We start from the raw sequence: 21,607 nt of genomic DNA, 5'->3' as shown, positions 1-21,607 counted from the left end.
AGAAAGGCTAGGCGCTCTTTTGGCTCAGGCCGCTCTTTGGCTCAACATCTCTGACACCGAACAGGCCATGGGACCATCATGATACAGACCTTCGCCATACTCCTGTTTCTTTGCGCACCGGCTGTCTTGCTGCTTGGCGTTCGCCATCTGTCAGCGGCCCGGATGCTTGGGCCAATCGTGCTTTGCTATGTTGCTGGCCTGATTTTGGGCATTTCCGACCTGCTCCCCGATTCAACAGACCCCATCAGAACCAGCATTACCGAAGCCAGCCTTGGGTTGGCGCTTCCGCTTTTGCTCTTTTCCGTCGATATCCGCGCATGGCGGCACGTGGCCGGACGCGCCATGTTGTCCATGGGTCTGGCCGTCACCGCCGTGGTTTTCATCGCGACTCTGCTGTTTTACGGCTTCGCGGCGCAGGGCGTAGAAGCCCCCGAACAGCTCTCGGGCATGGCTATCGGCATGTATACCGGCGGCATCGCCAATCTTGGGTCTATCAAGCTGGCGCTTGCCATTCCCGATGCGCGTTATCTTCTGTTTGCGACCGTCGACACCTTTGTCGGCGCGCTTTACCTGATGCTGGTCCTGACTGTCGGGCGTCGGATTTTCGACCGTTTTCTCGCGCCTTTCCCGCAAACCTACCACGGCGACAATCTCGCCTACGACCAAGTGGAATCTTACCGCGAACTGCTACATATTTCAGAGCTCCCCAGAACCCTCGCTGCGCTGGTGGCCGCCGGACTCTGCGTCGGCGCTGCGGTTCTTCTGGCACCAAGATTGCCCTTCGCCGCGCCCGAAATCGTGGTCATTGTCCTGCTCACCAGCTTTGGCTTGCTGGCGTCGTTCATTCCCAAGATTCAGCAAAACCCTGCAGCCTCCAAGCTCGGCATGTATTTGATCTATGTCTTCTCGTTCTGCGTGGCGGCCTCGCTGGACCTGGCCGCGCTGGCGACAATGAATGCGACGATCCTGATCTTCGTGATTGTGGCCACCTTCGGCAGCCTGCTGCTGCACGCGCTGCTTTGCCGATGGTTCAAAGTCGATGTTGATACCTTCCTGATCACATCCGTAGCAGCGCTTCTGTCGCCGGCATTTGTGCCGATGGTGGCGCGTAACCTGCGCAACCCCGGCATTCTCATGTCTGGCATGACCACCGGAATTCTGGGGTTTGCCATCGGTAATTATCTCGGTATCTCTGTGGCGCTGCTTCTGGCCTCTGGAGGAAATCAATGAGTCATCTAAGCTTGCCCGAAGAGGGCCGCGCGCCTGAACAGGTGCTGAAAGACCTCAAGGATTTCGGGCGCACAGACCCCGACTACAAGGACGGGCGCCTCTGGAGTCTAGTCTATCACCTCGACGAAGAGCATGATGACTTCACCGCCGCCGCCTATCGGCAATATTCTTCGGCCAACGGGCTTAACCCGGCTGCGTTCCATAGCCTCAAGCAGATGGAAACCGAGATCATTTCCATCGTCGCCGGCCTTCTGCATGGCGGGGCTGACACCTGCGGCGTGGTTACGGCGGGCGGCACCGAAAGCTGCCTTATGTCGGTAAAAACCTATCGCGACATGGCGCGCAAGAAGCGCAGTGTGCAGCGCCCTAATATGATCCTGCCCACTACGGCGCATGTCGCATGGTTCAAGGCGGCGGAATATTTCGGCGTGACCGCGCGGCTCTTGCCGATGAACGATGACCTCAGCACCGACATTTCCAAGCTCGCCCGGATGATCAACCGCAATACGGTGATGATCCTCGGCTCTGCCCCCGAATATCCGCACGGCACCATCGACCCGATCGCCCAGATGGGCAAGATCGCACAGGCCAAGGGCGTCCCCCTTCACGTTGACGCCTGCGTCGGCGGTTTCATCCTGCCTTTCATGGAGATGAACGGCGCCGAACTGCCCGAATGGGACTTCCGCGTGCCGGGCGTCACCTCGATATCGGCCGACCTGCACAAATATGGCTACACCGCCAAAGGCGCATCCACGATCCTTTACCGCAACCTCGACCTGCTGAAGTTTCAGATGTTCGTCTATCAGGATTGGCCGGGCGGTGTCTTTGCGTCCCCCGCCCTGCTGGGCACCCGACCGGGGGGCGCCTACGCCGCCGCCTGGGCCGTGTTGCAGAAAATGGGCATTGATGGCTACCGCGACCTGGCCGCTCGCACCACCCAAGCCGTCGAGCAGCTAAAGACCGGCATCAGCGAAATTGACGGCCTGCGCCTGCTTGGGAATCCCCAGGGCCCGCTTTTGGCCTTCGGCTCTTCCGCGCGCACGGTCAACATGTTTGCCGTTGCCGATCAGCTTGAGAAAAAAGGCTGGAGCGTGAACCGCGTGCAAAACCCCGATGGCATCCACGCAATGGTAACGGCCCAGCATCTCGATGTCGTGCCGCAATATCTCACCGATCTGGCCGAAGCCGTTGCAACGGTGCGCGCCCATCCCGAGTTGGCCAAGTCCGGCGGCGCTGCCACCTATGGCATGATGGCGCATGTGCCAATGCGCGGCATGGTCAAGAACAAGGTGCTCGACGTTTTTGCCGAAATGTATCGTGCAGGTGGCGGCAATCTCGACATGAAGGCACCGGGCAAACCATCCCTGCCCGAACGGCTTATGTCGCGCTATGTCAATTGGCGCTCAAACCGTAAGTGAGCGCGAAACCCGCCCGCTCATGACCCGCGGATGAACCCACGTTCCTTGATCAGGGCAAGCAGATCATCCGCCGACTGGCGCAGCGCCTTGCCCGAGGTGTCCAGCGCGGCATGCGCCTGCCGATAGAGGTTCTCCCGGCTTTTCAGGATCGCGCGCAATTGCTCCATCGCCTCCGGGTTGCCTTCCATTGGGCGCATGTCGCCTTGCGAACGCACCCGCGCCATATGCTCATCGGGACTCGCTGTGATCCAGATCGTATGGAAATGGCGCCGCACCGTGTTGTAGGTGGTCGGCTCGGCCACGATCCCTCCGGCAACGGCCAATATTATGCTGGAATGCGTTGCAATGATCCGCTCGACCGCGCGCGCCTCAAGCGTGCGATACCCTTCCTGCCCATAGAGCGCCATCAACTCCGTGACCGGCATGCCGGAATGGTCTTCAATCTCGCTGTTCAACTCAAGAAACGGCAGGCCCATGTCCTGCCCCACCATGGCCCCCAGCGTCGATTTTCCCGCCCCGCGCAACCCAACAAGACAGATCCGGCTGGCGCGCAGGTTTTCCGGCGGCACCGGTGTCAGCACCGAACGTATCTGCTGCTTCGTTTCCGAGGTCGAGGCGCGATAAAGCTCTGCAAAGCGCAGCGTTTCCGAGGTCCAGGGGTCTTCCTCCCCCAATAGCCACTCGATACGCGTATCCAGCGCCGTCGCCACACGTTGCAGCAAACCGATCGAGATATTGCCTTCTCCGGCTTCCAATTGCGCAAGATACCGCATCGAAACCCCCGAGGTTTCCGCGATCACCCGGCGCGGCAGGCCCTTCATTTCGCGCGCCTTGCGCACCCGCTCCCCAACACGCGCCAGCAGGGTTTCAACAACCCGCTCAGCCTCCTGCGCCGGGACGCTGGTGGTGATCTTCCCCCTGAAATTCGTAATCTCACTCATGCCATGCGCTACTTATGTATTATATCGCACAAGCTACCTCATTTCGGCGTTGATTCAAACGAATTCGCGGATCTGCACTATCGCGCGATGGCCCTCAATAGGTTTCCACATGATAGCGCCCGTCGCTGCGCATCGCGTCGCGGGTGGCGCTCCATGAGATACCTGCGCTCTCGGCAATGTTGGTAAATGCCTGATCAACACCCACTTCCATGCCGCGCAGCCCGCAGATGTAGATATGGGTTTTCGGATCGGCGATCATCTCGGCAATATCGCCCTCGGCCACCATCATGCGGTCTTGCACATATTCCTTGGGCTGATCCGGCAGTCGACTGAAGACCATGTGCTTTTTCAGGATACTGTCCGGCACCTTGCCCAGCGGGCCAAAATACGGCAGGCTCTCGGGCGTGCGCGCCCCGAAGAACAGCACCATATCGCCACCCGTGGCCCCCGCCATGCGCGTGCGATGCATGGTAAACGCCCTGAACGGTGCCGATCCCGTGCCGGTACAGATCATCAAAATACGTGCGTCCGTATCATTCGGCATCAGGAATGTTGCCCCGAACGGTCCGGTTACGCGAACTTCATCGCCCTTCTTCAGATCACAAACATAATTCGAACAAACCCCACCCTCTTCCCGCTTAACGGTCAGCGACAGGTTGTTATATCCGGGGCGTTCCCCATCACGCGGGCTCGAAACTGAATAGAGCCGCGGCAGATGCGGCTTGCCGTTTTCATCTGTCCCCGGCGGAATAATCCCAATGGACTGTCCCTCCAGCGCCGGCATCGGCTGGCCGCCAAAATCAAGGATGATATGGCGCACATCGCTATCGGCCCCCTCGGCCGTCAGCCGATAACTGCCCTGCACACGCGCCACGGCAGGTTTGCCGAGATTATAAAGATTAACCGTCGGTTTCGATGCAGTTGCGGGTGCATGTGCCTTGCCGCCGGCCCCTTCATGCGCCTCGGCCAGAAGGGCGGCCATCGCTTCGTCAATCGCCTCAATGCCCGTATCTGCGCTCTCGCCCAGATCCTCCTGCGCGGGCAATTCCTCCCAACCAAACTGCTCTTCCAATGAATAGGGTGTATTCACAACGCGCCATTCATCAATCGAACCCGTCGGACAAACAGGAATGCAATCCATACAGTAATTACAAATCTCGGCGTCAATCACCACGTTGTTGTCGTCATGCGAGATCGCATTGATCGGGCAAGTCATCTCGCAGGTATAACAACGGATGCAAATTTCCGGGTCGATCAGGTGCTGTTTGATCGGTTTGTTCATGGCCACGCATGCCTGTCGTTCAAGATGACATCGGGAAGAACCAAGGCTTCGAGCAGCTCCGTGCAAATACCTCGGCAATCGGTGCATCCCAAACACGGCACGCCCAGATTGGCGACAGTCGCGGCCAAAGCCTTGCTGCGCCGGGTTTCACCTCGGTTTCTGGCGACGTCGATGCCCATCACGCTTCTCCCTTCGATTTGTAGTGCCCGACCGGGGCATCACGACACCCCGGTCGGATCAGATCATATCAGGCCATGTGAAGCTTCACATATTCGAAATCACCCGGCTTGTTGTCGATACCCACTTTCGGCGGTGCGATCCAGCCGGCGTATTTGCCCGGCTCGCTTACCGGCTTCATCAGCGACTGAATATAGTCACCATCGGCGTGGGTCGGCAACCATTCGACCATACCCTTGTCAAATTCCGCGCCGGTGATGAACTTCCCATCGGGGTCAATCATCTTGTCTGCAAAGACACCGATCTTGCGGTGGAAGGCCTCATGCGGCAGCTTCAGCTCGAACTGAATGCCCATCTTCTCGATGATTTTGTTCCAACGGCCCACACCACCGGCGGCATCCTTGGTATAATCATCACGCAAACGCATGTTGATCGCGGTAAGGGCGGGAACATCATGCTGCACGATCTTGCCATCCACGATATCCCACACGCGGTAAGTATCATTGGTCAGCTTGTGATCGTCGGTCAGACGGTTTTCCTGATAGCGCCCCTTGATCCCCGCGTTGAACGCATTGGCCGCGTTGGTCGACACTTCCTGCCCAAAAAGATCGAGCGACAGGGTATAGTGCAGGTTCAACTTCTTCTGGATAAGCGGCAGATCAATCACACCGAGCGAACGGATTTTTTCCACGTCATACGGGTCTTCGATACCATTTTCACGCATCACATCACAGGTGCGCTGGATCGTGCGGCCCACACCGGTTTCGCCCACAAACATATGGTGCGCTTCTTCGGTCAGCATGAAGCGGCAAGTGCGGCTCAGCGGATCGAACCCCGATTGTGCCAGCGATTCAAGCTGCATCTTGCCATCGCGGTCGGTGAAGTAGGTGAACATGAAGAACGACAGCCAATCCGGCGTCTCTTCATTGAACGCCCCGAGCATCCGCGGCGCTTCCTCCGAACCCGACTGACGACGCAGCAGATCATCCGCCTCTTCGCGCCCATCACGGCCGAAATACTTGTGCAGCAGATAGACCATCGCCCAAAGGTGGCGCCCCTCTTCCACGTTCACCTGAAACAGGTTGCGCATGTCATAAAGCGACGGTGCGGTCAGAGCGAGCGAACGTTGCTGCTCAACCGATGCAGGCTCGGTATCGCCCTGAATCACGATCAGGCGTTTCATCATATTGCGGTATTCGCCCGGCACTTCCTGCCAAGCAGGTTCGCCCGCATGCTCACCACAAGGGATGCGGCGGTCTTCAACTTCCGGTGCCAGAAGAACACCCCAACGGTATTCCGGCATCTTCACATAGTCGAACTTGGCCCAACCCTTGGGGTCCACGCTCACAGCGGTGCGTAGATAGACCAGCGATTGCTGAAATTTGTCGGGGATAAGATCGCTCCACCAGTTGATATAACCGGGGTGCCATTTTTCCAGCGCCTTCAGCACGCGTTTGTCCGAGGACAGCCCCACATTGTTGGGGATTTGCGTGTCGTAACTCACATTGATCAGATCAAGCATGTCTTCTCTCCTCTTCGCGCCATCAAACGCGCTTCATGTCGTATTCACCCTTCACGCCGGTGCCATAGCGCTGCAAAGCGCCATCCGCACCAACCGCATTGGGCCGTTGGAAAATCCAGTTCTGCCAGGCCGTAAGGCGTCCGAAAATCCGTGTCTCCATGGTCTCGGGGCCAGGGAACCGCAGGTTCGCCTCCATCCCGGTCAAGGCATCAGGGCTAAAGCTCGCACGCTCTTCCATGAAGATGCGAATCTCATCCTCCCAGTCGATGTCATCAAGGATATAAGTCACCATCCCCAACTCGTCGGCCTCTTCGGCTTCAATCGCTTCACCGATCTTGCCTTCCAACACGTCCACCGACTCCGGCTCGCCCAGAAAACGAGTATTCAACCGGCTCAGGTCATTGCCCATCGGATATTGCCCAAAATTGCCCGCCGACAGAGTGATGGCAGCAACCGGGCGATTATCGCCCTCAAACTCGTCTTCCATCATATAGGACCGGTCCACCGCAAACAGCAGCTCGGCCAGAACCCCGGCAAAGCACGAACCATGCTCGACCAGTGCCACCAGACTGCGCGAGGTCACATCAACCCGTTTCAACACCCGCTTCCAGAACGCCAGAACCTCAGCCGCCAACCAGTGATCCTTGTTGTCGAGCAGCAGTTTCTCATGCGCCAGAACCGCCTCCGCGTCGCCCTGACTGCGGAATGTCATGACACCCAACTCGGGCTCGTTCATCCGCAAATGCAGGATCGCATCGTCAAGCTCACGCGCCAGCCGCAGCAAATATGCCTGATCGCCCTGCGCCAGCATCTCCTCCATAGACCCCGGCGCATCGCCCTCTGGCCCGTGAAGCATGATTTCCACACTGCGCGCCGCGCGGTTCACCGTCACTTCAACCAGCGAATAGCGAACCGAACCATCATCAGAGAACTCGCGCTGAAGTGGCGCCAAGACGATACCCTTCTCGGCACTAGGTTTTGTCGAAGCGGCGGCGAATTCACGCGCCCGCTCGGCAACGGTTTCGTCGAATTTCGAGTTGGGGATGACTTCATCCACCAGACGCCAATCCTTGGCCCGCTTGCCGCGCACCCCTTCTTCCATGGCGCTGAACACATCCGCCCGGTCCCGGCGCACCTTGCGCTTGTCGGTCACACGGGTAAGCCCGCCAGTGCCCGGCAATACCGCCAATAGCGGCACTTCGGGAAGCGCAACGGCAGACGTGCTGTCATCGGTCAGCATCAGGTAATTACACGCCAACGCAAGCTCATATCCGCCCCCCGCACACGAGCCCTTGATCGCGGCAATATATTTCTGCCCGCTGTCGACCTCGGCCGCCTCGTAGGTGTTGCGTGTCTCATTGGTGAACTTGCAAAAATTGACCTTGTGATGATGCGTCGCACCACCCAGCATGCGGATATTTGCCCCGGCACAGAACACCTTATCCTTGCCCGACTGCATCACCACAACCTTCACTTCCGGGTGCTCAAACCGCATCCGCTGAACGATATCGTTCAACTCGATATCAACACCCAGATCATAGGAGTTGAGCTTGAGCTGATAGCCGTCAAACAGCCCGCCATCTTCGTCCACATCCATGGTCAGGCGTGCAACCTCTCCATCATACGTTACTTTCCAGTGGCGGTACTTCGATGGTTCCGTCTGAAAATCAATAACCTTTGTCACGACCAGATGCCCTCCATGTTGCGCGTTCATCTTTCCTGTTATCTGCATTATAGTTCACACTCGCTAACAGGTAAACTATTCTCTTCGGAACAATAATGCTAAATCTATTCTATATTTTTCAATGCACTACCGACAGGCAGGACGGCCAGCAACGGAATTATGCATTATAATTCATATACAGGGATATCGACGATTCTCTCTCCCGGCCCTCTGGTGTATTCCCGCGTAAACGCCGTTACCTCCGCCATTACCCGCTCGGTCTGATCGAAATGCGGGGCGTGGCGACACTCCTCCAGAATGGCGACACTGACCGCTCTTTGCGACCGGCGCGTGATCTCTTCGACCTGCGCCAGAGTGCCATATTGGTCCTCGCGCCCCTGAATCACCAAAATCGCCCGGTTGATGCAGTCTATCACATCCGCCACATTCCATGCACGAAACCCGGGATCGAGCCAGGCACCGTTCCAGCCATAAAATGCCACGTCCGGATCGGCATGATACCGGCCCATCTTCTCCCGCAGGTCTGTCGTTTCATAGGCCACCTTGGCGCGTTCGATCTCGGCAAGCCCCATGTCTTCGGCAAAGAAATGCGGCGCCATCAGGATCACACCGCAAAGCCGCACATCCTGCAAACGTGCCGCATAGATTGCCGCAATCGTCGCCCCGTCAGAATGCCCCATCAGAAAAAACTGATCCGCGCCCATTTCATCCAATACTTCGGGTAGAACGTCCAACGCCTCGCACGTCATGTAATCAAGCGGCAGCGGCAAATCGCTGGCCTCCGATTGACCATACCCCGCACGCGAATAGGCAAACACCGAAAGCCCGGTCGCCTCAACCAATTTTTGCGGAAAATCGCGCCACAAGGCCAGACACCCCAGCCCCTCGTGCAACAAGACAATCACCGGCTTGCCATCCGGTGCAGGCCCGAATGTGCCCCATTCCAGACGTTTGCCCCCGGCGTTCAAAGACCCATGCCCGGCTTCCCAGTCAATCATGCCCCATCCCTCAACTTGAACCGTTGGATCTTGCCTGTCGCGGTCTTGGGCAACTCGTCCACAACCTCGATCCAGCGCGGATATTTCCACATCCCGATCTTCTCTTTGACGTAGTTTTTCACCGCCTCCATGTCGGGCGCCTCAACGCCCTCTTTCATCACCAGATAGGCAGCCGGTTTCGCCAGACCCTTCTCGTCATCACGCGCAACGACTGCGGCCTCCAATACACCGGGAAACTCAATCAGCGCCTGTTCCACCTCGAACGGCGAAACCCAGATGCCCGAAACCTTGAACATGTCATCCGTGCGCCCACAATAAACATAGCGCCCGTCGGCGTTGCATTCGTATTTGTCGCCAGTACGCGTCCAATGGCCTTCAAAGGTGCTTTGCGATTTGTGGCGGCGGTTCCAATAGCCTTCTGCGCTTGACGGCCCGCGCACCAAAAGCTCCCCTACCTCGCCTTGCCCGACAGCCTCGTCATGCTCATCCACCAGCCGCACATCATACCCCGGCACCGCCACACCGGACGTGCCATAAACAATATCGCCGGGGCGGTTGCTGAGGAAAATATGCAGCATTTCGGTCGACCCAACCCCGTCGACGATATCCGCACCCCAAAGCTTCTTCCAACGCTCCCCGACATCGCGCGGCAACGCCTCGCCCGCCGACGTGCAAATGCGGATCGCATGCTCTGGCATGCCGCCGCGCTTCTCCTGCTCGGCCACCAACGCAGCATAAAGCGTCGGCACCCCGCAGAAAACTGTTGGGCGCTCGGCCGCCATCAACTCAAACACCGAGGCCGGCGTTGGCCGCCCGCCATAGATCACCGTGGTCGCCCCCACCGCCATCGGAAAGCTTAGCGAATTGCCCAAACCATATGCGAAAAAGAACTTGGCAACGGAATGCACGACATCATCCTCACGCAAACCCAACACCTGCTGACCAAACGTGTCCGACGTTGCTTTCAGAGATCCATGCACATGGCGCACGCCTTTGGGCGTCCCGGTCGACCCCGAGGAATAAAGCCAGAAGGCCAACTCATCACTGTAAGCCTCCGCCGCCTTGTGCAACGGCGCATCTTTGACAAATTCGGTGTAGCTCTCGGTGCCAACAGGTGCATCACCAATCACCAGAATTGAGCGCAAAAAGCGGTTGCCATCAATCGCGGGCTTCACCACGTCCCAAAGCTGCTCCGAGACCACCAGAATTGTCGCCCGGCTATCGTTCAGGATCGCCTCATAGACCGACGATGACAGCAGAGTATTGAGAGGCACAGGAATAGCACCCCCCTTGATGGCTCCCCAAAACACCACCGGAAATTCGATCTGGTCGCGCACAATCATTGCGATCCGCTCTTCGCGCCGCACCCCATGCCGCTCCAGCGCCCCGGCAAAACGCGCAGTTTCCTCGGCCAACTGGCCATAGGTCAATTCCCGCTTTTCTCCATCGGCCTCGCGAAATGCAACCTTGTCAGCGCGCCCCTCGTCGAGATGCCGATCAACGAAATAGAGGGCTGCATTCTCATTTACTTGCATAGGTCGTTCCTCCCTGAACGCCGCGTCAAATCCGACGCTTCGGCTCCGCCCGAGGATCACTCCAAACCCTACACGGGAATCGCCATTTGTGCGTTATAATGCATTTTTCCTGATTTCGTTCAATTCAAACCTCTCCACCATGAAATTTTCTGCATATATCTCGCGCCACAACAGCACGACCATGCGCGCGCGCCACGCCCGGTTGGGCTTCACAGGTCACAATGGCACAGGCTGATTCTGCCTGCCCACCGCTCTACCGATCATGCCAGAGCCCTGCACGCGCAAGCGCCCTGCCGCCCGCCAGACAGAAATCCCGCGCTCCTCAAACCATTCAAAAAACCTATCCGCCGGGATTAGACATCACCACCCTCACGCCGCCTCGCAAAACGCCAACGCCCCGGCAACCGTTTCGCCCTAAATATCGCGTCCCACGCCCCTGCTTCATCTTGCCGGAAATATCCCGGGGGTGCGGGGGCTGGCCCCCGCTCCTACCTCTCCAAACAACGGGCCCTGCGCCCTATTTCGCCGCGATCCGTCCGTCCACATAGGGCGTATACGCGCCCTTTTGGGCCAGATACTCTGCCACCACATCGGCCAGATCCGGCCCGAAATCATACGCATTGATCGCCTCGGTGCCGAACACCTTGTATCCGTCGCCGCCATTGCGAATGTAATTGTTGGTCACCACGCCATAAACCTTGTCGGTCTCCAGCGGCACCCAGGTCTCGCCCTCCATCACGTCAACCGAAACGACCCGACTGCCCGATGCCGCGCTCGGGTCATAAACCACCTTCATGCCGGCCACCTGCGGGAACCGCCCGGCGCCGTCCTCGATCTGGCTAAAGCCGTTTTCCAGCCCGGCCAAAACGGTCGACCCCTTGGCCTGGAACGTCGACAGCGTGTTCTGGAACGGCAGCACAGTCAGAACCTCGCCCATCGTCACCTCACCCGCGTCGATCGAGGCACGCAGCCCACCGCTGTTCTCAATCGAGATCGTGACACCCTGGTCCTTCACCCGCTCCAGCATCGCGTCGGCCACCAGATTTCCCATGGTGCATTCCCCTGCCCTACAGTCGGCACTCGCGCCATTGATCACCTCCAGCGTCTCGGCCACCACGCGCTGGCGGATCTCATCCAGCGGCGCGGCCAGTTCAGCAATCCGCGCCACCGTCGGCGCATCCTCGGCCACGGCCGCGTCCATCGAAACCGGCTCACCCTTGGCCTCAATGATTTCACCGGCATCGTTGAACGTCACATTCAACTCACCCAGAAACTTGCCATAGGCATAGGCCGACACAATCGCGGTTGAGCCTACCATTGTCGGATAAGGCCCCTCGGCCCGCTCGTTCACGTTGCTCAAAAGCGTGTTGGTATGTCCGCCCACGATCACGTCCACCCCGGTCGTGCCGGCCGCCACTCTTTGGTCAACGCCATAGCCCGAATGGCTCAACACGATGATCTTGTTAACCCCCTGCGCTTCCAGCTTCTCCACCTCGGACTGCACCGCGCCGACCGGATCGGTGAAGATGATGTTTGGCCCCGGACTGGCCAATTCATCGGTATCCTGCGGCGTCAGCCCGATCAGGCCCAGCTTCTCACCACCGCGCTCGATAATCGTCGATTTCGCCAATTTGTCCTTGAGAATGTCCTCGCCCGAAAGATCAGCATTCGACATCAACACCGGAAAATCCACCGCATCCATGAACCCGCGCAACACCTCCGGGCCATCGTCAAACTCGTGATTGCCCACGGTCATCGCGTCATAGCCAAGCTTGTTCATCATCTCGGCGGCAACCTTGCCCTTGTAATAGGTGTAAAAAAGCGTGCCCTGAAACTGATCGCCCCCATCCACCAGAATCGCGTTGTTCGTCCGCTTGCGCGCGTCCTCAATTGCCGTCACCAATCGGGCCGTGCCGCCAAAACACTTACCCTCGGCGTTCTCCTCAAAACTGCAGCCGCTGTCATATTTGCTGACCGGCTCGAAACGTGCGTGAAAATCATTGGTGTGCAGAATGGTCAGCGAATAATCCGCCGCGGCCATACCCGCGCTCATGGCCAAGGCCGCAGCCCCACTTAGAAACCGTGCAATCATCGTCCAAATCTCCTGTTCTAAAATAACTTCAATCGAATGCTGCCGTGTCAGCGCTTCTAAGTCAAAGTCAAACCCGCTTGACCATTGCCCAGACCCGATGCATCACGCCACCATGCTGATTTACAAGATTTTCCGCGCACCCGAATGGCAGGAACTGGCCGATCAAGGTAAAACCGCGGGCGCCCCTGTCGATGTCGCCGATGGCTACATCCATTTTTCCACCGCCCAGCAGGCCCGTGAAACCGCGGCAAAACACTTCGCCAAAGAAGACAACCTGATTCTCGCGGCCCTCGACACCGACGCACTCGGCGCGGCGCTGAAATGGGAACCTTCGCGCGGCGGCGCGCTCTTCCCGCATCTCTATCGCGCGCTCACCCTCACCGATGTGCTCTGGACCCGCCCGTTGCCGCTCGGCCCCAATGGGCATGTTTTCCCGGATGAAATTGCATGACCCCGCTTGAACGCCTCGGCCTTGGCATCCTGCACCGGATCGACCCAGAACGCGGCCATGCCATCGCGCTGGCCGCCCTGCGAAGTGGCCTTACGCCGCTGCCCGGTCGCGTGACATCCGGGCGTCTGCAAACCAGCCTCGCCTCTCTGTCGCTGCCCAATCCGGTCGGCCTCGCCGCCGGGTTCGACAAGAACGCCACGGCGCTGAAACAACTGGCCCGCGCGGGCTTCGGCTTTGTCGAAGTCGGTGCCGCCACACCACGCGCCCAGCCCGGCAACCCGCGCCCACGACTCTTTCGCCTGGCCGAAGATCGCGCCGCGATCAACCGCTTCGGCTTCAACAATGACGGCATGGAAGTCATCGCCCGCCGCCTCGCCAACCGGCCCAGGGACATGATCCTCGGCCTCAATCTCGGCGCCAACAAGGACAGCACAGACCGCGCAGAAGATTTCAGCCGCGTGCTGGCCCATTGCGGCCCCCATATCGACTTCGCCACCGTCAACGTCTCCTCGCCCAACACCGAAAAGCTGCGCGACCTGCAAGGTGCCGCTGCCCTGCGCTCACTGCTCACGGGGGTGATCGAAACCCGCACCTGGCTCAAACGCCCGATCCCCGTCTTTCTCAAGATCGCACCGGACCTTAACGAAACCGAGATCGAAGACATCGCCGAAGTCGCCCAAAGCACCGGCATCGACGCGATCATCGCCACCAACACCACGCTTGCACGCGACGGGTTGCAAAACTCCCACCGAGATCAGACCGGCGGCCTCTCGGGCGCGCCCCTGTTTGAGAAATCCACCCGCGTTCTGGCCCGGCTCTCCGCATTGACCGACGGCAAGATCCCGCTCGTCGGCGTCGGCGGCATATCCTCTGCCGAAGACGCCTATGCCAAGATCTGCGCCGGGGCCTGCGCCGTGCAGCTTTACACCGCGATGATCTATCAAGGCATCTCGCTGGCCGCCGAGATCGCGCGCGGCCTTGACGCCTTGCTTGAACGCGACGGTTTTGCCAATGTCGCCTTGGCCGTTGGCACCAAACGAAAGGATTGGCTGTGACCCTCACAATCTGGCACAACCCGCGCTGCTCCAAATCGCGTCAGACCCTCGCGCTCTTGGAAGAAAACGGCCACACGCCGCAGGTGCGCCGCTATCTCGACGACGCCCCCTCCGAGGCCGAGTTGCGCGCCGCCGCCGCCGCCCTCAATGTCCCGGCAATCAAAATGATGCGCACCGGCGAGGCCGAATTCAAAGCCGAAGGCCTGACCCGTGAAAGCCCGGATGACGCACTTTTTGCCGCAATGGCCCGTGTGCCAAAGCTGATCGAACGCCCCATCGTATTCGCGAATGGCAAAGCCGCAATTGGCCGCCCGCCAGAAGCCGTCCTCGACATCCTCTGAGCGTCTAAACGCATTCGAGCGGCCTCGTCGCTCTTACCCCAAGTGGGCAAGAAGTGCTTGTGAAGGCTCACCCGTTACCGCCAACCCCTTGGCTTGCTGATAGGCGCGGATCGCCGCTTCGGTCTTTTTGCCCAGCACGCCATCGGCAGTCCCGGCATCATACCCCGCCGCCGTCAATCGCGCCTGCAACCGCTTGCGGTCGGCAATTCGCAAACCGTATTTGTCGGGCGGATAGCTGCTACGGATCGCGCCACCCCCTGCGATACGATCCGACAGATGCCCGACGCCCAGCGCGTAACTTTCTGAGTTATTATACCGAAGGATCACACTGAAATTGCGAAACACTAAAAACGCCGGACCATTCGCCCCCATCGGAATCAGGATCGAACCGGCCCCGTGGTTGGGCAGGCTTCCACCGCTGGCCGCTTTCACGCCCAACGCGGCCCACTCGCCAACCGATTTCTTGACATTGCGCCCTGCCAACCCCGCGTTGAACCCGCTGGGAAGCCGAACCTCCAGCCCCCATTTCTGCCCACGCTGCCAGCCCGATTTGCTCAGGTAAGCCCCGGCAGAAGCCAACGCATCGGTCGGGTCATCCGACCAGATATCACGCCGCCCATCGCCGCGAAAATCCACCGCATAGGCCTGATAGGTCGTGGGAATAAACTGAGTATGGCCCATCGCACCGGCCCAACTCCCGGTCAATCTCGCCGCACTCACATCGCCGTTCTGCAAGATCTTCAGCGCTGCAATCAACTGCTTCTCGAAAAACGCGCCACGCCGCCCATCATAGGCCAGCGTTGAGGTGGCCGAGATCACCGAGATATCACCGCGCCCCGCGCCGTATCGGCTCTCGACCCCCCAAATCGCCGTCAGCACATTCGCAGGCACGCCGTAACGCCCTTCGATTTCGCCCAGCAATGCGCGGTGCGTGTTAAGCTTGCTTCGCCCGTTCGTGATCTTTTCATCCGACGCCATGATGGCCAGATAATCCTGCAAACTGCGGGTAAACTCTGTCTGCTTGCGGTCCCGCTCGACCACTCCGGGCAGATACCCCGCCCCGCGAAACGCCTGGTTCAACGTGGCATCCGAAATCCCCGCCGCCCCTGCGCGTCCGCGAAATGCCGCCACCCAGGCGTCCCAGCCCGCATTGGGCTGCGGTAGCAGCGCCGGATCGACCCGCGTCGAACCTCCCCCAGACGCCGACGGCAATCCACCATTCATGCACCCACTCAGAAACGTTGCCGCCCCTGTGATCAAAACCCACCGTCGTGTTACCTGCATAACCCTGCCCTTTTTTGCCTGTTTTGCGGGTCAGTGTGGCGTGTCTCGGCACCTGCGACAAGACATCTCGCCACGCATCGGCAAAAAGCCCCCTACGCACGCCCCGCCGAACGTTCCAGCGCCGGATATCGCACACCCAAGGTCAGCCCGCGCATCAAAAACGAGATATGCAAGCTAAGCCAAAGCCCGTGATTGCCCAACGGCTCAATCAAAAGCCACACAGCCAAAGCATAGATCGCCGCTGCCACAAACATCATGTTGCGCATATCAGCCGATCGCGTGGCCCCAATGAAGATGCCATCAAACATGACAAGCGCCAGAATCATCGGCGGTGCGGCAATCATCCATGGCAGATATATCCGCGCTTCTACCCGCACCTCGGGTGCCTTTGACATCACATCAATGATCCATGGCCCCATGATCCAGAACGCCACGACAAAGCTCAGCGCGATGACCCCACCCCAAAGGCTGGTCAAAACCGCCCCTCGCCTGATCTTGGCCACCGCCCCCGCACCAAACGCCTGCCCCACCAGCGTCTCGGCGGCAAAGGCAAACCCATCCAACGCATAGCCAGTGATATGCAGGAATTGCAAAAGCACCTGATTGGCCGCCAGCGTCACATCGCCGAACCGTCCACCCATAAGCAGGAATGAGACGAAAATCGCCTGCAACAAAAGCGAGCGGATCAAAATATCGGTGTTCACCACCGCCATGCGTTTAAGCCGCACCGCGTCAAACACCCGCTCCCAATTGCGCCAGTCGGGCAGACGGAAAACATCCCGGCACAGCCACAACCCAATGATAAGCCCGCTCCATTCCGCCAGAAACGTGGCAATCGCCACGCCCTCGACGCCCCAGCCCAGCCCCAGCACGAACCACAGATCAAGCCCGACATTCAGCCCGTTCATCCAAAGCTGTAACATCAAAACGCCGCGCGTGCGTTCCTGCGCGATAAGCCACCCGGTAATGCCATAAATCGCAATCGCCGCCGGGGCCGACCAAATGCGGATCACCATGTAATCGCGCGCCAACCCCTCAACTTCGGCGCTGACCGGTGCAACCTGAAACGCCCCCGCCATCATCGGCCATTGCAGCGCAATCAGCGCAACACCCCCCGCCACCGCGATCATCAGCGATCGGGTGAAAAGCGCGGCAACCTCTGCCGTGTTCCCCGCGCCCAGCGCTTGGCTGGTCAGCCCTGTCGTGCCCATCCGCAGAAAGCCGAACACCCAGTAAATGGCAGACAGGATGATTGCACCGACACCCACCGCCGCAATCGGCGCGGCTTCGGGCATCTGGCCGACAACACCGGTATCAACAGCGCCGAGAAGCGGCACAGAGACATTGGCCAGCATGATCGGCAGGGCGATCTTGAGCACCCGTTTGTGGGTAATCGCCTTGGCGTCCAAGGCTGCGTCAGCCATCACGCGGCGGCATCAGAAAATGTCCGGTGGCCTGCGCGAAAGCGCGGTCGCGATTGTCCTGCCATGCCTCGACATGCACCGACGCATAGCGCCGCCCCGACCGGTTCACCTTGGCCCGCGCATAAGCATCCCTCGGCAGACCCGAGCGCAAATAGTCGACGGTAAAATCAATCGTTTTCGGCAACCGCGGCAGATGACCCTTCAGCAATTCTTCAGCATCGCGTTCGCCATGCTCCATCTCATCCCAGATCACGGACCAGCTCAGGCCGATCACGGCAGCTACTTCCAAAAAGCCGGAAATCGCCCCGCCATGAATGGCCGGCAAGAGCGGATTGCCAATAAGTTTCTCGTCAAACGGCATGATCGCGGTCAACTCATCCCCCCGCCGATCAAACTCGATCCCGAGATAGTTGATGTAGGGAACGCCATGCACCAACGCGCTCAGCGCCGCATCGCGCCGCTGCTTGATCACCTGAACCGATTCTGGACGCTTGCGGGCCATCACTTGCCCTCCACCGTAAAGGCGCCGCTGGCGGTGGCCACCGGGCGTGTTTCGTCATCATCCGTCGCCACCGCGCGCACAAAGGCGACCGAGCGGGTGATATGATAACACTCCGCGCGTGCCCGAATGGCCTGTCCCGGCGTGGCGGGGCGCATGTAATCGATACGCAGATCTATCGTCGCCGTGCCACTGGGCGACTCCGGATGGCTCATCGCCGCCGCACCGCAACAGGTATCCATCAAGGCCGAAACCGCGCCGCCGTGCATCACGCCGGATTCCGGATCACCCACAAAACGCTCATCATAGGGCATCATGATCACGGACATTCCATTGCCGATCTCGGTCAGATCCATGCCCAATTCCCTGGAATGCGGAATCGCCTTGATGAACTGGCTCGCAATCTTGGTCTTGTCTATCGACATGCTTGTCCTCGGGGTTTTTGATCTTCCTGTCTTGTTTGACCAGTAATGCGCCCCTGCCGCAAGGCGCGAAATATTGCGCCATCGCCCTCGCCCCACCCCTTGTTGCTGGTGCAGAAACGCAGTTACTGCGCCGCAGAAATCTCGCCCCCCCGAAGGCGGCTATGCGGTTGCCCTCAGGCTCCAGACAATTTACCCTTTGCGCAAGGGAGAATTTAATGGCTGACATTCGCCTGTCTTTCAAAGAAATGTGTGAACGATTTGACGTCACACCCCGTACATTGCGCTACTACGAATACATCGAGCTGTTGCAGCCCGAGCGTGAAGGACGTGCCCGCTTCTATGGCACGCGCGAAATCGAGCGTATGATTCTCATTCTGCGAGGCCGCAAATGGGGGTTTCAGCTCGAAGGCATCCGCCAGTGGTTGCTGATCTATGAAAAAGACGGATATCACGCGCGCAAATCATGGGTGAAATCCGCCAATAACCAACTTGAAGTGCTGCGCACCCAGCTCGCCGAACTTCAGGACGCCATCGAGACACTGGAAGAATCCCGCGACCGCTCGGCCAAGTTGATCGAGCTTGAAGAGAGCGGTGGCGATATCGGCGATGAATGGCGCCCCAAGCTTGAGGATGGCTGGAAGTGACGTGACGTTAGACTTACGTCAACGTCAACTTATCCTTGCATCGACTCGGCTTCATCCCCATTTGCAGGGCATCACCGATTGAAAAAACCGGATGCAACCTGATGCCTGATACAGACGAGACAATGACGATCCGCCAGATGTGCGATGCGTTCGACGTAACGCCACGCACCCTGCGCTTTTATGAATCCAAAGAGCTGCTCTTTCCGATCCGCGAAGGCCAGAAACGGCTGTTCACCAAACGCGACCGCGCCCGCCTCAAGCTGATCCTGCGCGGCAAGCGTTTTGGTTTCTCCCTCGAAGAGATCCGCCAGTTGCTCGAACTCTACGATATCGGCGATCAACAACAGACCCAACTCGTGCGCACCTTCGAAATCGCCAGAGAGCGGTTGAACGACATGGAAACGCAACGCGATGAGCTGAACGAAGCCATCGCCGATCTGCGCGAGCAACTGACATGGGGCGAGAAGGTTCTCGCCTCCATGACCACCGAAAAAAGCGCCGCTGAATAAAGCCGACGCTTTCGAAAACACCGATTCAAAGACCACAACAGAGAGTCTTCCCATGCCCATTTATACCGCTCCGACCAAAGACCTGGCTTTTGTGCTGCATGATGTTCTGAAAGTTTCGAAATCCGACATCCCCGGCTATGACGAACTTGAACCCGATTTCACCTCTGCCGTTCTGGAAGAGGCGGGCAAACTCACCTCCGATGTCATCGCCCCGTTGAACGTGGTCGGCGATCACGAAGGTTGCCGGTTGGAGAATGGCAAGGTCTACACGCCCACCGGCTTCAAAGACGCCTTTGAGCAAGTCAAGGCGGGTGGCTGGACCGGGCTTGATATGCCCGAAGAATTTGGCGGTCAGAACATGCCCTACGTTTTGGGCACCGCAGTAGGCGAGATGTTCTCGGCCGCAAATCAGGCCTTCACCATGTATCAGGGCCTCACCCACGGCGCCGCCGCGGCCATTCTGGCCCATGGCACCGATGCACAGAAACAGAAATGGCTGCCCAAAATGGTGTCGTGCGAATGGACCGGCACGATGAACCTGACCGAACCGCATTGCGGCACCGATCTCGGCCTGATGCGCTCCAAAGCCGAACCGCAAGACGACGGCAGCTACAAAATCTCCGGCCAGAAAATCTTCATCTCGTCTGGTGATCACGACCTGGCCGAGAACATCGTCCACCTCGTTCTAGCCAAAATCCCCGGCGGCCCCGAAGGCATCAAGGGCGTGTCGCTCTTCATCGTGCCGAAATTCCTGGTCGACGACGATGGCGCGATGGGTCAACGCAATGGCGTCAGCGTCGGCAATATCGAAAAGAAAATGGGCATCCACGGCAACTCGACCTGCGTGCTCAACTATGACGAAGCGACCGGTTATCTTCTGGGCGAAGAAAACAAGGGCATGCGCGCCATGTTCACCATGATGAACGAGGCCCGCATTGGCGTTGGCATGCAGGGGCTTTCGCAGGCCGAAGTCGCCTATCAGAACGCCGTTGAATACGCCAAAGACCGCCTTCAGGGGCGTGCCGTAACGGGCGCTGAAAACCCCGATGGCCCCGCCGATCCGCTGATCGTTCATCCCGATATCCGCCGCTCGCTGATGGATCAGAAAAGCTTTGTTGAGGGTGCGCGCGCCTTCATCCTCTGGGGCGCCAACCTGATTGATCAGGCCCACCGCTCCGGCGACAAGGAGGCCGACGGCCTGATCTCGCTGCTCACCCCCGTCATCAAAGGCTTCCTGACCGACGAAGGCTACGACATGACCGTACAGGCCCAACAGGTCTATGGCGGCCACGGATATATCGAAGAACACGGCATGAGCCAGTTCACCCGCGATGCCCGCATCGCCATGATCTATGAAGGTGCCAACGGCGTTCAGGCGCTCGATCTTGTCGGTCGCAAGCTGGCCCAGGACGGCGGCAAACACGTCATGGCCTTCTTTGAGATGGTCAAGAATTTCTGCACCGAGAACAAGGATGTCGAAGGCATGGAGCCGTTCGTTGAATCGCTCAAGACTGCCTCCAAGCATCTTCAATCCGCGGGCATGTTCTTTATGCAGCAAGGGATGAAAAACCCCAACGCCGCGCTCTCGGGCTCAAACGACTTCATGCACCTCTTCGGCCATGTCTGCCTGGGGCTGATGTGGGGCCGTATGGCCAAGGCCTCGCTCGAAGCGCTGGCCTCGGGCACTTCGGACCCGACGTTCTACGAGACAAAGCTCGCCACCGGGCGCTACTATATGGCACGCCGCCTGCCGGCCACCGCCATGCATCTCGCCCGGATCGAATCCGGCGCCGATCCGGTGATGTCGCTGGCCGCTGACCAGTTCTAATGCGCAAGGGTGGGCTATTTGCCCACCCTTCATTTGCTCAAACCGGAGGGGCCCATGCCCAAACGCTTCCGTCTGACCCGCCGTTTCCCCTGCGCCATGACAGAGGATGGCTACAGGCGGCTCAAGCGCTTCGCAGCTGAGGCCGGGCTTGATGAAGGCGAAGCACTGAGCTTCCTGTTCGAGAACTTTGAGAGTGTGATGAACCACGAGAATCTGACCGCGCGGCTCAGGCTCTTCAATTCCGAACTGGATGCTCGAAAACGCTGAC

General features: G+C 59.0%; 21 protein-coding genes. 9 read left to right on the top strand and 12 right to left on the bottom strand.

The genetic code is table 11. The annotated features are described in order from the left end of the window. Nucleotides 1–78: 78 nt before the first annotated feature. Nucleotides 79–1,230: a DUF819 family protein gene (locus tag LZG00_14765; GenBank protein MCF3595256.1), complete on the top strand. Its 1,152-nt coding sequence runs from the start codon at nt 79–81 to the stop codon at nt 1,228–1,230. After that, nucleotides 1,227–2,648 (top strand): aspartate aminotransferase family protein, encoded by a 1,422-nt coding sequence (locus LZG00_14760; GenBank protein MCF3595255.1) that lies wholly within the window; start codon nt 1,227–1,229, stop codon nt 2,646–2,648. Before LZG00_14765 ends, LZG00_14760 begins: the two co-directional genes overlap by 4 nt. A gap of 17 nt (nt 2,649–2,665) precedes the next feature. Here the strand turns inward: LZG00_14760 and LZG00_14755 are convergent, their stop codons facing one another. The 8 genes from LZG00_14755 to LZG00_14720 form a co-directional block, all read right to left on the bottom strand. Beyond that, nucleotides 2,666–3,589 carry a helix-turn-helix transcriptional regulator gene (locus LZG00_14755; GenBank protein ID MCF3595254.1) on the bottom strand — a complete coding sequence of 308 codons (924 nt, stop codon included), beginning with the start codon at nt 3,587–3,589 and terminating at the stop codon, nt 2,666–2,668. Nucleotides 3,590–3,683: 94 nt separating this feature from the next. After that, complete coding sequence (gene boxA / locus LZG00_14750; protein ID MCF3595253.1) at nt 3,684–4,871, bottom strand: benzoyl-CoA 2,3-epoxidase subunit BoxA; 1,188 nt, start codon at nt 4,869–4,871, stop codon at nt 3,684–3,686. After that, a complete protein-coding gene (locus LZG00_14745) occupies nt 4,868–5,050 on the bottom strand; it encodes a hypothetical protein (protein ID MCF3595252.1) in 183 nt (60 codons plus the stop codon). The genes boxA and LZG00_14745 overlap by 4 nt, the downstream gene beginning before the upstream one ends. Before the next feature lie 68 nt (nt 5,051–5,118). Then, nucleotides 5,119–6,570: a benzoyl-CoA 2,3-epoxidase subunit BoxB gene (boxB, locus tag LZG00_14740; protein ID MCF3595251.1), complete on the bottom strand. Its 1,452-nt coding sequence runs from the start codon at nt 6,568–6,570 to the stop codon at nt 5,119–5,121. Between the two features lie 22 nt (nt 6,571–6,592). Then, nucleotides 6,593–8,254 carry a 2,3-epoxybenzoyl-CoA dihydrolase gene (gene boxC / locus LZG00_14735; GenBank protein ID MCF3595250.1) on the bottom strand — a complete coding sequence of 554 codons (1,662 nt, stop codon included), beginning with the start codon at nt 8,252–8,254 and terminating at the stop codon, nt 6,593–6,595. Between the two features lie 164 nt (nt 8,255–8,418). Next, nucleotides 8,419–9,252: an alpha/beta hydrolase gene (locus LZG00_14730; protein ID MCF3595249.1), complete on the bottom strand. Its 834-nt coding sequence runs from the start codon at nt 9,250–9,252 to the stop codon at nt 8,419–8,421. Continuing rightward, nucleotides 9,249–10,787, bottom strand: a complete 1,539-nt coding sequence (locus tag LZG00_14725; protein ID MCF3595248.1) for a benzoate-CoA ligase family protein — start codon at nt 10,785–10,787, stop codon at nt 9,249–9,251. Before LZG00_14725 ends, LZG00_14730 begins: the two co-directional genes overlap by 4 nt. A gap of 517 nt (nt 10,788–11,304) precedes the next feature. After that, complete coding sequence (locus LZG00_14720) at nt 11,305–12,879, bottom strand: 5'-nucleotidase/apyrase family protein (GenBank protein MCF3595247.1); 1,575 nt, start codon at nt 12,877–12,879, stop codon at nt 11,305–11,307. A 112-nt stretch (nt 12,880–12,991) separates the two neighbouring features. On the opposite strand from LZG00_14720, the gene LZG00_14715 reads away from it, so the two are divergent. Genes LZG00_14715 through arsC form a run of 3 tightly spaced genes read left to right on the top strand, consistent with a single transcriptional unit; the run spans nt 12,992 to nt 14,726 of the window. Next, on the top strand, nt 12,992–13,330 hold the full coding sequence (locus LZG00_14715; GenBank protein MCF3595246.1) for a DUF952 domain-containing protein: 339 nt from the start codon (nt 12,992–12,994) through the stop codon (nt 13,328–13,330). Next, nucleotides 13,327–14,385, top strand: a complete 1,059-nt coding sequence (locus LZG00_14710; protein MCF3595245.1) for a quinone-dependent dihydroorotate dehydrogenase — start codon at nt 13,327–13,329, stop codon at nt 14,383–14,385. The genes LZG00_14715 and LZG00_14710 overlap by 4 nt, the downstream gene beginning before the upstream one ends. After that, complete coding sequence (gene arsC, locus LZG00_14705) at nt 14,382–14,726, top strand: arsenate reductase (glutaredoxin) (protein MCF3595244.1); 345 nt, start codon at nt 14,382–14,384, stop codon at nt 14,724–14,726. Before LZG00_14710 ends, arsC begins: the two co-directional genes overlap by 4 nt. A 33-nt stretch (nt 14,727–14,759) precedes the next feature. Here the strand turns inward: arsC and LZG00_14700 are convergent, their stop codons facing one another. From LZG00_14700 to LZG00_14685, 4 genes are all read right to left on the bottom strand, one after another. Then, nucleotides 14,760–16,010 carry a lytic murein transglycosylase gene (locus tag LZG00_14700; GenBank protein MCF3595243.1) on the bottom strand — a complete coding sequence of 417 codons (1,251 nt, stop codon included), beginning with the start codon at nt 16,008–16,010 and terminating at the stop codon, nt 14,760–14,762. A 92-nt stretch (nt 16,011–16,102) separates the two neighbouring features. After that, entirely contained in the window at nt 16,103–17,434 is a 1,332-nt protein-coding gene (locus tag LZG00_14695; GenBank protein ID MCF3595242.1) for an MATE family efflux transporter, read from the bottom strand. Then, entirely contained in the window at nt 17,427–17,936 is a 510-nt protein-coding gene (locus tag LZG00_14690; GenBank protein MCF3595241.1) for a PaaI family thioesterase, read from the bottom strand. Before LZG00_14690 ends, LZG00_14695 begins: the two co-directional genes overlap by 8 nt. Then, nucleotides 17,936–18,358: a PaaI family thioesterase gene (locus LZG00_14685; GenBank protein ID MCF3595240.1), complete on the bottom strand. Its 423-nt coding sequence runs from the start codon at nt 18,356–18,358 to the stop codon at nt 17,936–17,938. Before LZG00_14685 ends, LZG00_14690 begins: the two co-directional genes overlap by 1 nt. 215 nt (nt 18,359–18,573) lie before the next feature. On the opposite strand from LZG00_14685, the gene LZG00_14680 reads away from it, so the two are divergent. The 4 genes from LZG00_14680 (at nt 18,574) to LZG00_14665 (ending at nt 21,606) form a co-directional block, all read left to right on the top strand. After that, a complete protein-coding gene (locus tag LZG00_14680) occupies nt 18,574–19,002 on the top strand; it encodes a MerR family transcriptional regulator (protein ID MCF3595239.1) in 429 nt (142 codons plus the stop codon). 101 nt (nt 19,003–19,103) lie between these two features. Next, entirely contained in the window at nt 19,104–19,511 is a 408-nt protein-coding gene (locus LZG00_14675) for a MerR family DNA-binding transcriptional regulator (GenBank protein MCF3595238.1), read from the top strand. 52 nt (nt 19,512–19,563) lie between these two features. Next, nucleotides 19,564–21,339 carry an acyl-CoA dehydrogenase C-terminal domain-containing protein gene (locus LZG00_14670; GenBank protein ID MCF3595237.1) on the top strand — a complete coding sequence of 592 codons (1,776 nt, stop codon included), beginning with the start codon at nt 19,564–19,566 and terminating at the stop codon, nt 21,337–21,339. A 54-nt stretch (nt 21,340–21,393) separates the two neighbouring features. Beyond that, nucleotides 21,394–21,606: a hypothetical protein gene (locus LZG00_14665; GenBank protein MCF3595236.1), complete on the top strand. Its 213-nt coding sequence runs from the start codon at nt 21,394–21,396 to the stop codon at nt 21,604–21,606. Nucleotide 21,607 lies beyond the last annotated feature (1 nt).

It is taken from the genome of Rhodobacteraceae bacterium LMO-JJ12 (assembly GCA_021555075.1).
Lineage (GTDB): Bacteria > Pseudomonadota > Alphaproteobacteria > Rhodobacterales > Rhodobacteraceae > JAKGBX01.
This window is presented reverse-complemented; position numbering and strand designations above follow the sequence as displayed.